At 72.6% G+C, this 12,901-nt stretch carries 9 protein-coding genes; 2 read left to right on the forward strand and 7 right to left on the reverse strand.

What is annotated here, in order from left to right; all coding sequences use genetic code 11:
* Positions 1-133: 133 nt before the first annotated feature.
* From ABGA98_RS09735 to ABGA98_RS09760, 6 genes are all read right to left on the reverse strand, one after another.
* Positions 134-2,155 (reverse strand): ABC transporter ATP-binding protein, encoded by a 2,022-nt coding sequence (locus tag ABGA98_RS09735; RefSeq protein WP_347617862.1) that lies wholly within the window; start codon positions 2,153-2,155, stop codon positions 134-136.
* Positions 2,152-3,060, reverse strand: coding sequence for an ABC transporter permease (locus tag ABGA98_RS09740; protein ID WP_347617863.1), 909 nt, complete (start codon positions 3,058-3,060; stop codon positions 2,152-2,154). The genes ABGA98_RS09735 and ABGA98_RS09740 overlap by 4 nt, the downstream gene beginning before the upstream one ends.
* Positions 3,057-4,043, reverse strand: coding sequence for an ABC transporter permease (locus ABGA98_RS09745; protein ID WP_347617864.1), 987 nt, complete (start codon positions 4,041-4,043; stop codon positions 3,057-3,059). The genes ABGA98_RS09740 and ABGA98_RS09745 overlap by 4 nt, the downstream gene beginning before the upstream one ends.
* Before the next feature lie 68 nt (positions 4,044-4,111).
* Entirely contained in the window at positions 4,112-6,463 is a 2,352-nt protein-coding gene (locus ABGA98_RS09750; protein ID WP_347617865.1) for an AAA family ATPase, read from the reverse strand.
* Between the two features lie 64 nt (positions 6,464-6,527).
* The gene (locus tag ABGA98_RS09755; protein WP_347617866.1) at positions 6,528-7,424 is read right to left on the reverse strand and encodes a haloalkane dehalogenase; all 897 of its coding nucleotides are present in this window, start codon (positions 7,422-7,424) and stop codon (positions 6,528-6,530) included.
* Between the two features lie 61 nt (positions 7,425-7,485).
* The gene (locus ABGA98_RS09760) at positions 7,486-9,225 is read right to left on the reverse strand and encodes a hypothetical protein (RefSeq protein ID WP_347617867.1); all 1,740 of its coding nucleotides are present in this window, start codon (positions 9,223-9,225) and stop codon (positions 7,486-7,488) included.
* A 259-nt stretch (positions 9,226-9,484) separates the two neighbouring features.
* Between ABGA98_RS09760 and ABGA98_RS09765 the strand changes: the two genes are divergently transcribed.
* Positions 9,485-11,014 (forward strand): MFS transporter, encoded by a 1,530-nt coding sequence (locus tag ABGA98_RS09765; RefSeq protein WP_347617868.1) that lies wholly within the window; start codon positions 9,485-9,487, stop codon positions 11,012-11,014.
* 35 nt (positions 11,015-11,049) lie between these two features.
* On the forward strand, positions 11,050-11,742 hold the full coding sequence (locus tag ABGA98_RS09770) for a DoxX family membrane protein (RefSeq protein WP_347617869.1): 693 nt from the start codon (positions 11,050-11,052) through the stop codon (positions 11,740-11,742).
* Positions 11,743-11,797: 55 nt separating this feature from the next.
* Here ABGA98_RS09770 and ABGA98_RS09775 read toward each other — a convergent pair whose 3' ends face one another.
* Positions 11,798-12,859: a glycoside hydrolase family 76 protein gene (locus ABGA98_RS09775; protein ID WP_347617870.1), complete on the reverse strand. Its 1,062-nt coding sequence runs from the start codon at positions 12,857-12,859 to the stop codon at positions 11,798-11,800.
* Positions 12,860-12,901 lie beyond the last annotated feature (42 nt).

The following is a 12,901-nucleotide window of genomic DNA, read 5'->3' on the forward strand; positions in this document are numbered from 1 at the left end:
TGTAAGACCTCAACGAGAGTTCCCTTTCTCGGGCGGGCGACCGGCGGTGAAGCAGGAAGGCCAGTCGGCGACGGCTGGAATCCCGGTTCTTTCAGGGCCGGGAGGATGTCAACGAGCGATTACCTCCTGGTGGTCATACGACGTCGCGCCGCTCGGCGTAGTGGCAGGCCGCGCGCTGGTCCGCGCCCAGCGGGCGTACCTCGGGCTCGACGTCCACGCAGAGCCTGCGCTCGTCCCCGGTGAGCTCAGCGCGGAACTTCGGGCATCTGGTGCGGAAGCGGCAGCCCGTCGGAGGGTCGGCCGGACTGGGCAGGTCGCCTTCGAGCAGGATCCGGTCCCGCGCGCGCTCACGCACCGGATCGGGCAGCGGGATCGCCGACAGCAGGGCCTGCGTGTACGGATGCATCGGAGCCTGGTAGACGGCGTCCACCTGCCCGATCTCGGCGATCCTGCCGAGGTACATCACGGCCACCCGGTCGGCGATGTGGCGCACCACGGCCAGGTCGTGCGCCACGAACAGGTAGGACAGGCCGAGCCTGGCCCTGAGCGAGCCGAGCAGGTTGATCACGCCGGCCTGGATCGACACGTCGAGGGCCGAGACCGGCTCGTCCAGCACCAGCAGCCGGGGCTCCAGCGCGAGCGCGCGGGCGATGGCGATGCGCTGCCGCTGCCCGCCGGAGAAGTCCTGCGGGTAGCGGGCGGCGTGCGAGGGGTCGAGGCCGACCAGCGCGAGCAACTCGGCGATCCGCCGCCCTGGACGCCGCTGCCCGTGGGTGCGCAGCGGCTCGGCCAGGATGTCGTGCACCGTCATGCGCGGGTCGAGCGAGGCCAGCGGATCCTGGAAGACGACCTGCATGTCGCGCCGGATCCCGGTGCGCCGCGCGGCGTCGAGCCGGGCGGTGTCGTGGCCGAGCACGGTGATGCTGCCCTGCTGCGGCCGGGCCAGCTCGAGGATCTGTGTCAGCGTGGTGGTCTTGCCGCTGCCCGACTCGCCGACCAGCCCCAGCGTCTCGCCCTGGCGCAGGTCGAAGTCGATCCCGGCCACCGCGTGCACGGTGCCGATCCTGCGCCTGAACAGCGCCCCCTTGAGCAGCGGATAGTCCTTGACCAGGCCGCGCACCTCCAGCACCGCGCGCTGCGGGCGCCGCGGCGGCCGGGGCGCCGCGCGGGGGACCTCGGGCGTGCCCGCGGCGTACGGGGCCACCTCCTTCCAGCGGATGCACGCGGCGCTGTGCCCGTCGCCCACCTCGAACAGCGAGGGCTCGCGCTCCTCGCACGCGTCGATCCGCATCGGGCAGCGCGGCGCGAACGGGCATCCGGGCGGCAGCGCGGCCGGCGACGGCGGGCTGCCCTCGATCGGCCTCAGCGGCCGCCGCCCGCCCTCGTCGACGCGCGGGATCGAGCCGAGCAACCCCACCGTGTACGGCATCCGCGTCCGGTAGTAGACGTCGTCCACGCCGCCCACCTCGACCGGGCGGCCTGCGTACATGACCAGCACCCGGTCGGCGAAACCGGCCACCACACCGAGATCGTGGGTGATCATGATGATGGCGGCGCCGGTCTTCTGCTGCGCCTTCTTGAGCACCTCCAGCACCTGCGCCTGGACGGTCACGTCGAGCGCGGTGGTCGGCTCGTCGCAGATGATCACATCGGGGTCGTTGGCGATGGCCATCGCGATCATCACGCGCTGCCGCATCCCGCCGGAGAACTCGTGCGGGAAGGCGAGCGCCCGCTCCGAGGGGTGCGGGATGCCGACGAGGTCGAGCAGCTGCACGGCCCTGACCAGGGCCGCCTCCTTGCCGACCCGCTGGTGCACGCGCACGGCCTCGGCGATCTGGTCGCCAACCCGGTAGACGGGCGTCAGCGCGGACAGGGGGTCCTGGAACACCATCGACATGGCCTTGCCGCGGCAGGAGGTCAGCTCCCGCGCGGGCGCGCCGATCAGCTCCCTGCCGTGCAGGCGTACGGACCCGGTGACGTGCGCGCCCGGGGGCAGCAGCCCCATGACGGCCGCCGAGGTGACCGACTTGCCCGACCCCGACTCGCCGACGATGCCGAGGACCTCGCCGCGGCGTACGGCACAGCTCACCTCGCGCACGGCGGGCACGCCGCCGAACGACACGCTGAGGTCGCGCACGTCGAGCACCGGGCTCATCGCGCCCTCTTCGACGAGGGGTCGAACGCGTCGCGCAGGGCGTCGCCGACGAGGTTGACCGCGAGCACGGTGACCACCAGCAGCCCCGCGACGAACCAGAACGTCCACGGCGCGTAGACGGCCGTGCGCGAGCCGTCGGCGATGAGCGTCCCGAGCGAGACGTCCGGCGGCTGGATGCCGAACCCGAAGTACGACAGCGAGGTCTCGGTGAGGATCGCGGTGCTGACGTTGAGCGTGGCGTCCACGATGAGCAGGGACGACAGGTTGGGGATCACGTGGCGGAAGATGATCCGCACGGGAGGCACGCCCATGTAGCGGGCGGCCTGGATGAACTCCCGCTCCTTCGTCGAGATCGTCATCCCGCGTACGACCTTCGAGGTCACCATCCACAGGAACAGCGCCAGCGTGATCACGAACAGCGGCCACTGACCCGCCCCGAAGAGCGGCGACATGATGGCCAGGACCAGGAACGCGGGCAGCACCAGCAGCAGGTCGCTCACCCAGGTCAGCGTCCGGTCGGTCCATCCCAGGAAATAGCCCGCGAACGCCCCGACCACGGCCGCCAGCGCCGTGGACACCAGAGCCGCGAGCAGCCCCACGATCAGCGACTTCTGCATGCCGCGCAGCGTCACCGCGAAGACGTCGGCGCCCGTCTGGAGCGTTCCGAACCAGTGGTCGGGCGACGGCGGCTGCAGGAACGCGGTGAAGTCCTTGTCGAGGTAGCTCCATGGGCTGATCAGCGGCCCCGCGAAAGCCAGCAGGAACATCAGTGCCAGCACCGCGAACCCGAGCCGCCCCTGCCCTGAGCGGAAGAAGCGCCCGGCGATCAGGCGCGTCCTGGACGGCGCGCCCGCCATGACGCCGTCGTGGAGCTCCTCGGCCAGTTCCTCCTCGGAGAGCGTCATCGCGCCCGCACCCTCGGGTCGAGCGCGGCGTGCAGCAGGTCGGCGGCCAGCGAGGCGCACAACACGGCGACGGCCGCCAGGAGGGAGATGGCGGCGACGGTGTTGACGTCGTTGCGGAAGATCGAGTTGATCAGCTGCTCGCCCAGGCCGTGCCAGCCGAAGATCTTCTCGGTGAACGTGGCCCCCGTCAGCAACGTCCCGAACGTGAACGCGAAGTAGGTCGCCACGGGGATGAGCGCGGTCCGCAGCGCGTGGCGAACGAGTGCCCTGCCCCTGCTCAGCCCTTTGGCCATGGCGGTGCGCACGTAGTCGGCGCCCAGCACGTCGAGCATCATGTTGCGCTGGTAGCGGCTGAAGACGGCGATGAGCCCCACCGACAGCGAGACGGTCGGCAGGATCAGGTGTTGCATCCGGTCGAGCGCGTGGCCCCAGAACCCGGTGTCGAGGCCGTCGCTGTATTCGCCGCTGATGAGGAACACCTGGCGGCCGAAGAGGTGCTCGTTGGCCCACGTGGCCGCCAGGATCAGCATGTTGGCCAGCACCACCACCGGTACGGCGAGCACCACGAACGACAGGCCGGTCGAGAGGCGGTCGAACCATCCGTACTGCCGGGCCGCGGCCAGCGCGCCGGCCAGCACGCCCAGCAGGCTCCCGCACACCAGCCCCAGCACGACCAGCCGGAAGGTCACGCCCATGCGGCGCCGGAGGTCGTCGTTGACCGGCGTGCCTGCGACGGACCTGCCGAAGTCGCCGTGCAGCACGCCGGCCGCCCACGTGGCGTAGCGCTGCAGCAGGGGAGTCCTGTCGTTGAGATTGAGCGCGGTCAGCTGGGCGTCGACCACGGCGGCCGGGGGCTTCGGCGTGCGGTCGGCGTAGTTGGAGCGGGGGTCGAGGGCTGTGGCCGCCAGAAGGTAGGCGAGACTGGCGGCCACCACGACGAGCACGGCGTAGTTGAGCAACCTGCGGGCCAGGAACCCCGCCATCGCTCCCCCTTCGACGCCGAGCCACCCATCGTGTTCATCTTGCTACACAGGGTGAGCGTCGTGGTGGATTACCGGCCGGAAAGTTCGTCCACGGCGGTGCGGACGTCCTCGCTCGTGATCGTCGTCAGGTCGGCGGAGCTGGCCGAACCGCCACGCGAGGCGTGCGCGGCCAGCCGGACGTCGCGGCGCATGGCGGCGCGCTCGAACAGCGACCTGGCGAAGCGGCCGTTGCCGAGCCCGTCGATCAGCCGCTCCTCGCACACCCAGGCGAACACCTCGTCGAGCCGGCGCAGCGCCTCCTCGTCGAACGAGTCGCCGGACCGCTCGGCGAGCAGCACCGCGATCTCGGACAGCTCGGAGGGGGAGTAGCTGGGGAAGGCCACCCGCTGGTTGAACCGGCTGGCCAGGCCGGGGTTGGTGGCCAGGAAGGAGTCCATCTCGCGCTGGTAGCCGGCCAGCACGATCACGAGCCGGTCGCGGTCGTCCTCGGCGCGCTTGAGCAGGGTCTGCACGGCCTCGGCGCCGAACGCGTCGCCGCCCTGGTAGCCGGGGTTGACCAGGCTGTAGGCCTCGTCGATGAAGAGCACCCCGCCCAGCGCCCGGTCGACCAGCTCGTTGGTCTTGATGGCGGTGGCGCCGAGGTGCTGGCCGACCAGGTCGGCCCGGTGCGCCTCGACGACGTCGGGCCTGGCCAGCAGGCCGAGCGCGGCGAACACCCGGCCCAGCACCCTGGCGACCGTGGTCTTGCCGGTGCCGGGCGGGCCGGCGAACACGAAGTGCCGCATCTGCGGCGGGGTGGGCAGCCCGCGCTCCTGCCGCATCCTGGCTACCTGGAGCTGGGCGGCGATGGCGTGCACCTGCCGTTTGACCGGTTCCAGGCCGGCCATCCCGTCGAGGTCGGCCAGCGCCTCCTCCAGCGTGGGCGTGGCCACGTAGCCGCGGAACCGCGCGGTCAGCTCCTCGAACGCCTTGGTGACGTCGGGCGTCGTGGTGGTGACGAGGTCGTGCGTGGTGGGAGTGCCGCCCGCGCCCACGACGCGCACGTCGCGGGCCTGCGCGGCGGCCTCCACCAGGCTGCGCGCGAACCTGGCGTTGCCCAGCTCGTCGACCAGGCCGCGCCGGTGCACGTCGTCGAAGAGGCCGAGCAACACCCGCTTGGTGTCGTCGCCCATCGTGTCGCCCCTGCGCTTCTGCAGCAGCTCGGTGACCTCGACGAGCTCGGCGGGGGAGTAGCCGGGGAAGCGCACCCGCGTGGCGAACCTGCTGGCCAGGCCGGGGTTGCTGGACAGGAACGAGCCCATCTCCTGCTCGTAGCCGGCCAGGATGATGATCAGCCGGTCGCGGTCGTCCTCCGCCCGCTTGAGCAGGGTCTGCACCGCCTCCGCGCCGAACCTGTCGGGCTGCCCGTCGGAGGAGTTGACCAGCCCGTACGCCTCGTCGATGAACAACACGCCGCCCAGCGCGCGGTCGACCAGCTCGTTGGTCTTGATCGCGGTGGCGCCCAGGAACTCGCCCACCAGGTCGGCCCGCTGCGCCTCGACGACGTAGGGGGTCTCCAGCAGGCCGAACGCGTAGAAGATCTTGGCCAGCGCGCGGGCCACGCTGGTCTTGCCGGTGCCGGGCGGGCCGACGAAGACGAAGTGCCTGGTGGGCCGGCCGGTCGTGTAGCCGGCCTCGGCCCGCAGCCTGGACGCCTCGATGGAGGCGGCGATCGAGCGCACCTGCTCCTTGACCGGCGACAGGCCGACCATGCTCTCCAGCTCGCCGAGCGCCTCTTCTACGGAGATCTGCGGCGGCGCGGCGGATCTGTCCTGTGGCGACTCCGGCCTGCCCTCGCGGACCCTGACCCGGACCTGCTGCTCCTCGGCCGCCGCGCGTTCGGCCTTGGCCTTGCGGGCCAGCACGAAGCGGTGGATCAGCACCGCGAGGGCGGTGGCGTACGCGGCCCAGACGGAGACGCTCTCGGAGGCGAAGGAGAGCGGGACGGCGAGCAGGCCCGCGGGGGCGAGCGCCACCAGCGTGCTCACCCACGGCGTCACCCAGCGGATCAGATGGGCGCCGGCCGCCACGGGCAGCGCCAGCCCGACCAAGAGGTGCACCGAGCCCGAGCCGGCCGGGAACAGCCCGGAGAAGAGGGGGAGCGCCAGCACCATCCAGCCCGCGACCACCAGGGCGGTGGCGGCGGCGCGCGGGAAGCGCATGGTCAGCGCGACGAACGCGAGCGCCAGGAGGACGAGCGGGAAGGTGCGCAGCAGGTCCCAGCCGAGTGCGGCGCCCACGCCCATGGCGGCGACCAGCACGAGCACGTAGAGCACCCGGCGCACGGCGGGGGGAATCTGGTAGTAACGCTGCCGCACCTTCTCGAACAGATCCCGCGCCGCGGCCCGCCCCGCCGCCTGGGCCCTGTCGGACTCACGCATCACGCCTCCCCGGTCCGCCCCCGGTTATACCGCACCGGACGGGCGATTGGGCGGTCCTGACACGCTAGGTGGAGGTCACGAAAGCGGCGACGTGGCGGCCGAGCGCGGTGCCCGCGTCCTCCTGGAGGAAGTGGCCGGCGCCCTCGATCACGGGATGCCGCAGGCCGGAGGTGCCGGAGATCGATGAGAGCAGGATCGGCGCCATGCCGCCGGTGATCGGATCGCCGTCCGAGAACGCCACCAGGAACGGCCGGTCGAGGGTGGTGAGAACCTGCCAGGCAGCGCGGTTGGCGGGCGCGGCGGGGTCGTCGGGCGTGATCGGCACGAGGCCGGGCATGGCCCGCGGCCCCGCTTTGTACGCCTCGCCCGGGAACGGCGCGTCGTAGGCCGCGCGGACCTCCTCGGTCAGCCGCGTCCTGCAGCCCGCCTGCACGAGCCGGGCGATGTCCAGGACCGGGGCCTTGAGCACGGTGGCCTTGAACTGGTGCCACACCTCGGGCAGGGGAATGTCACCGGTCGGCAAGCCCGTGTTGGCGGCCACGATCCTGGCGACGCGCCCGGGGTGTTCGGCGGCGACGCGCAGCCCGATCAGCCCGCCCCAGTCCTGGCCGACGACGGTGACGCCGCTCAGGCCGAGCGCGTCGAACAGCAGGGCGCGGGTCCACTCCACGTGCCTGGCGTACGTGTGCGCGGCGAGGTCGGCCGGCTTGTCGGAGCGGCCGAACCCGACGAGGTCGACGGCGATCGCGCGCAGCCCGGCCGCGGCCAGTTCCCGCATGACGTGCCGGTAGAGGAACGACCAGGTCGGCTCCCCGTGCAGCAGCACGACGGGCTCGCCATCGGCGGGGCCCGCCTCGACGTAGGCCATGCGCAGGCCGTCGGCGACGTCGGCGTAGCGGGGTTCGTAGGGGAAGCCGGGCAGGCCGGCGAAGCGCTCTTCAGGCGTGCGCAGGACGTCCATAGAACAATATTCTACGCGGGATCGGCGGGCCGCGCCCTGGCCCGCCGGCGCGCGGGCACGCTCAGGCCTGGCGGCGCTGGTGGCGGCCGGGGAACTCGCCCAGGAACACCTGCTTGGGGGTGATGCGCAGGACGTCCGAGTCGGCCTGGGCGACCCCGCGCACCTCCACCCAGAAGCGCCGCTGCAACGGGTCCGTGGCGAACACCGCCACCCTGGGGTCGGCCTCGATGGCGTCCCAGGCCTCCGTCTCCGCGATCAGCCGCAGCTCGCCCGACGAGGTGACGGACGCCACCGCGCCCGCGACCCGGGGACCGAGGGAGTCGGCGTACGACAGGACGATGCTGCGGGCGTACGAGAAGGTCTGGCGCACCTCCGGGCCGAGCGGGACGGACGGCTCGGCGCCCATGGGCAGGTCGCACATGAGGAGGGAGGCCCGCCACGGGCCGGCGCCGCCGCGCCACCACGCGCGCGCCGCGCGGGCCAGGAACACGGCCATCGCCACGCCCAGACCTCCGAGCCCGGTCCGCCACGCCCAGGCCGACCCGAGCAGCCCGCCCGCCGCGCTCGCCACGGCGGACAGCACGACGAGGCCCGTCGCGGCGAGCAGCCACCTGTTTCCGCGGTGCCGGGCGCGCAGGTATCCGCGCACCATCGGGTACGGCACCGCGACCGCCGCCAGCGCGGCCCTGGGCTCCACGGCGAGGGCCCCGCCGAGCAGCGGAACGAGCACCGTCCAGGTCCTGACGAGCAGGATCCAGAGTGTCACGCCGGTGTTCCGCCTGGCGGTGCGCTCGCTCTCCTGGGCCCGCGCCGACGCGGCCAGCGCCCGCAGCGGACGGCCCCGCCACGCCTCGGCCAGGGCGCGTACGGCGGCCAGCGCCGGCCAGCCCAGCACCGCGATGCCCGCCAGACCGGCCCAGACGGGGTCGAACGCGGCCGGCAGCGCCGGCATGGCCGCCACCAGCAGCCAGGCGGCGAACGCCGCCACCGACACCGCCGCCGAGACGAGGTGCGCGCCGAGCCAGGGGTCCCGGCGGAGCATCGGCCGCACGTACCGCCACAGGCCCACCCGTCTGGCCTGCCTGATCGTGAGCGGCACCAGCAGGGCCAGCACCGCGAAGCCGCCGAGCTCGGCCTGCGCGCCCCAGCCGGTCAGCAGCGCGGCCGCGGCGATCGCGACCGTGGCGACGGCGACCAGCAGGCGCGCCTGGCGGGACCAGACCTCCAGGGCGCGCCTCGCCCTGCCGGTGTCGCGCGGGTGCACCGGCCATGCGGGGTCGTGGTGCGGGCGGGGGCGGTCCCAGCGCAGCAGCGACAGGCCGAGGTTCACGCGGGCCTGCGGGTGGCCGGGCTCGGTGGCGAGCGCGGCGCGGTAGGACCGCTCGGCGGCGGCGTGATCGCCGCGCAGCAGGGCCAGGTCGCCCAGCAGGACCCTGGGGCCGGCCTCCTCGGGCGCGAACTTCCCCGCCAGCGTGGCGTGTTCGGCCGCGTCGCCCCAGCGGCCGGGCACGCGGCGCAGGATCGAGGCCAGGCGCAGGCGGGCCGGCCAGGAGCCGCGGGCCAGCTCGACGGCCCGCTCCGCGGCGGGCAGGGCGTCGGCGTCGCGGCCCAGCCGCTCGTGGGCGAGGCTGATGAGCCGGTGCGCCCACTCGGCGGACGGATCAAGGTCGGCCGCCCTCCGGGCGGCGTCGAGCGCGGAGGCGGGACGGCCGGCGTTCAGCCTGGCCAGGGCCTCGGCACACCACTCGCGGGAGGACCGGTCGGGAAGATTGCCTTTTCTGCCATGTTGATCGGTCCCCACGGTCCCATGATCGCTTCGCGAATGATCGTTGGATAGATACCGACATATGGCTGTATCTCTCTAGAGAGGTTCGTGTGTGACCCTGGATCAGGCGATACCGCTACGACAAGTGCCTGACATGGCCTAAGCTGCCACGCAAGCCGGAGCGGAGGAGCCGGGCGCGGGGCCTCGGGAGGAGCGAGTGCCGAGCCGTGGTCCCACGCGCCGACCTGGAGAGCACGTGCGGGCCCTGGACACGGATCGGCCTGCAAGGAGGCCCATGACCGTCACACAGGCCGCACTTTTCGTACGGACTGCGGATCGGGAGCACCGGGACCACCGCTGGTCCATCCTCGTGCTCCTGTGCCTGAGCCTGCTGTTGATCACCGTTGACGCCACGGTCCTGCACATCGCGGTGCCCGCGCTCACGGCCGCGCTCGAACCCTCCGCCGTGCAGCTGCTGTGGATCATCGACATCTACTCGCTGGTGGTCGCGCCCCTGCTGATCATGTTCGGCACGCTGGGCGACAAGTACGGCCGCAAACGCATGGTCCTGTGCGGCTTCGCGCTGTTCGGCCTGGCTTCGGCGGGCGCGGCGTTCGCCCCGACCCCGCTGACCCTCATCCTGGCCAGGGCGCTGCTCGGCGTCGGCGGCGCGATGATCATGCCGGCCACGTTGTCGCTGATCCGCCAGGTGTTCACCGACCGGCGCGAGCGGGCCATCGCGCTGGGCGTCTGGAGCGCGGTCGCCGCCGCTGGCGCGGCCGTCGGGCCGCTCGTCGGCGGCGTGCTCGTCGGCGTCTGGTGGGGCGCGGTCTTCCTGATCAACGTGCCGATCCTGCTGGTGTTGCTGCCCGCCGCCGTCCGGCTGCTGCCGGACTCGCGCGAGCACAAGGACCGGCCATGGGACGCGATGAGCGCCGTGCTCTCCGTGCTCGGGATCCTGGCGCTGGCGTTCGGGCTGAAGGAGGCGGGCTCGGGCAGCCTGATGCCGTTGTGGGCGTCCGTGCTGGTGTTCCTGACCGGGCTCGGGCTGCTGGCCGCCTTCGTCCGGCGGCAGACGCGGCTGCCTGCGCCGCTGCTGGAGATCGGGTTGTTCCGGCGGCGCGAGTTCGCCACAGGGGTCGCGGGCGTGCTGCTCGGCGTGTTCGCGCTGGTCGGGCTCCAGCTCATGCTCGCCCAGTACCTTCAGCTCGTGCTCGGCGACAGCCCGCTGCGCGCCGCCGTCCGGATGTTGCCGCTGGTCATCTCCGCCATCTCCGGCGGGCTCGCCGCCGCCCACATCCTGCCGAGGATCGGCATGCGGGCCACGATGAGCGGCGGTCTCGGCCTCGTCGCTCTGGCGCTGACACCCACGCTGAGCTGGGGGGTCGAAGGCCACCCCGTGATGCTGGCGATCTGTTTCGTCGGCATCGGCTTCGGGGTGCAGGTGGCGCTGCTGGCCGCCTCCGACACGATCATGTCGTCGGCGACCGAGTCCCAGGCGGGTGGGGCCGCGGCCATCGAGGAGACCGCCTACGAGCTGGGGGCGGGGCTGGGCGTGGCCGTGCTCGGCACGATCACCGCGATCGTGTACGCCCCCGCATTGCCCGCCGTGCCCGGAGTGTCCGCGGGCGGCATGGACAAGGCCAGGCAGTCGCTCGCCTCGGCCGCGCACGTCGCGGACGAGATCGGCGGCCGCGCCGGTGGCGCGCTGCTCGACGCCGCCCGGTGGGCCTTCGTCAACGCCCTGCACACGACCGTGGTCGTGAGCGTCGTTCTGCTGAGCCTGACCGCCGTCGCGGTGGCCACGTTGCTCAGCCGTGATTGAGGTGTGCCATGTCCCGATTAGGGCAGACAACTACCGTGAAACAGGCCCTAAGCGATATTGCCGCTTTAGTCGCCCGCATCGGCGTGGGCGGCATCTTCTTCGCCAACGGCTGGGCCAAGCTGGAAGACGGGCTGAAGATCACCGGGGAGAAGTTCCTGGAACAGGGCGCCCCCGCACCCGGCGCCTGGGCCCCGATCACGATGCTGGCCGAGCTCATCGGCGGCGCGTTACTGATCGCCGGGCTGGCGGTCTCCGTCACCGGGCTGATCCTCTTCGCCGAGGCGCTCGCCGTCTTCCTGGTCGCGCCGCCGCTCAACCCCATCAGCCTCAATGAGCTGATCCTCCTCGGCGCGGCCTCCCTGCTGCTGGCCGTGGTGGGGGCGGGGCGGGCCTCGGTGGACCACATGGTGGTGATCCGGCGGCGGGAGTCGGAGGCGGCGGACGAGTTCGCCGCCGACAGGGAGGCGGACAACGTCATCGCCTCCCTACGCGAACCCGACGCACCCTCCAAGCCGGAGAAGCCGGACACTCGGGATAAGCCCACCAAGACGGGCAAATCCGAGCCCGCGCCCGAGACGCCGGCCACGGAGGACACGGCGCCGCACCCGCGTCCGCGCTCCGGGGAGCAGAAGAGCGGCGAGGACCCGGCGCCGGCGCCGGGCGACACGCTGGTGGCCGGCCGCAAGAAACCCCCGGCCCGGGGCCGCCGCACCACCACCTCCGACTGACCCCCCTCCCCGCCGGCTCGGCCCCGCGGGGAGAAGGAACGGCCCGCCTGACCGGTCAGGCGGGGGCGACAGGGGAGGAGACGAGGGCGGCGCAGGCCTCGGTGGCCATGACGGCGCTCAGCTGCGCCGACAGGGGCACCTTGGCGTCCGCCGCGCGCGTCCACACCGGCCCGGCCAGGATCGTGCCGTCGCGGGCGCACGACCGCCACAGCCGCTCGGTGCTGGCCAGCATGAAGTCCCGCAGGTCCGGCACGTCCGCCGCGTCCACCAGGAGGCGGGCGTACCGGTAGAAGACGCCCTTGAACAGCCCTTCGTCACCGCCGCCGCCCTCGTGGGCGAAGACCCCGTCGGTGGTCAGCTCCGCGAGGGCCGTGCGCGCCGTCCTGGTGGCGCGCCGCAGGTAGTCGTCATCCCCCAGAGCGCCGGCCAGTTCCACGCAGGCACCGATGTACAGACCCTGGTTGTACGTGAAGCGCCACTGCTCGTCGATGACGTGGTCCTGCCGCCGGTTGATGCCGTCGTGGACGAACCCGTCGGCCCGCACCAGCACCCGCTCGAGCCAGTCCATCGCCCGCCGCCCCCAGTCCAGCTGCGCGGGGTCGCCCGTGTGCCGGTGCAGGCGGGCCGAGAGCAGCACGAAAGGGCCGTTGGCGGGGGTGTTCTTGTAGTACGGCTGGGGCACCCGCCAGGCGATCCCGCCGCCCTCGTGCTCGTTCCAGCCGTTGTCCAGCACGTGCCGCCAGATCGCGGCCGCCTCGGCGCGCAGCCCGTCGTCGCCGCGGGCGTCGGCCAGCCGCAGGATCGCCAGGCCGAACCAGAGCATGTCGTCGAAGTAGTCGTTGAACAGCGAGCCGTCGTTGCGCGCGAGGATGTTGTCGTGGATCTCCCCGGCCCGGTCCAGCCACGACGGGTCCGAGGTCCGCTCGTACGCGTCCACCCGCGCGTCCAGGGCGTGCGCCAGCCACCAGTAGTTGAAGACGTCGTTGTCGCCGGGACCCAGCGGGTGCCAGTTGTCGTACAGCTGGCGTCCGGGGGCGGCGAAATAGTGATCCAGGCTGCGCTGCGCCACGTCGGCGCGGTCGTTCCAGAGCGTGCGGGGATCGGGCTCGGTCGACACCAGGCGTTCTCCGTTCGTCGTTGCGTGTGGTCCTTGCGTCCG

The organism is Nonomuraea sp. B1E8, assembly GCF_039871515.1.
In the GTDB taxonomy this organism is placed as follows: Bacteria; Actinomycetota; Actinomycetes; order Streptosporangiales; family Streptosporangiaceae; genus Nonomuraea.

What these genes read in the sequence shown, in the direction of transcription:
- ABGA98_RS09740 (WP_347617863.1), bottom strand. Translation starts at nt 3,060, where the DNA reads ATGACGCTCTCCGAGGAGGAACTGGCCGAGGAGCTCCACGACGGCGTC.
- ABGA98_RS09745 (WP_347617864.1), bottom strand. Translation starts at nt 4,043, where the DNA reads ATGGCGGGGTTCCTGGCCCGCAGGTTGCTCAACTACGCCGTGCTCGTC.
- ABGA98_RS09735 (WP_347617862.1), bottom strand. Translation starts at nt 2,155, where the DNA reads ATGAGCCCGGTGCTCGACGTGCGCGACCTCAGCGTGTCGTTCGGCGGC.
- ABGA98_RS09755 (WP_347617866.1), bottom strand. Translation starts at nt 7,424, where the DNA reads ATGGACGTCCTGCGCACGCCTGAAGAGCGCTTCGCCGGCCTGCCCGGC.
- ABGA98_RS09750 (WP_347617865.1), bottom strand. Translation starts at nt 6,463, where the DNA reads ATGCGTGAGTCCGACAGGGCCCAGGCGGCGGGGCGGGCCGCGGCGCGG.
- ABGA98_RS09765 (WP_347617868.1), top strand. Translation starts at nt 9,485, where the DNA reads ATGACCGTCACACAGGCCGCACTTTTCGTACGGACTGCGGATCGGGAG.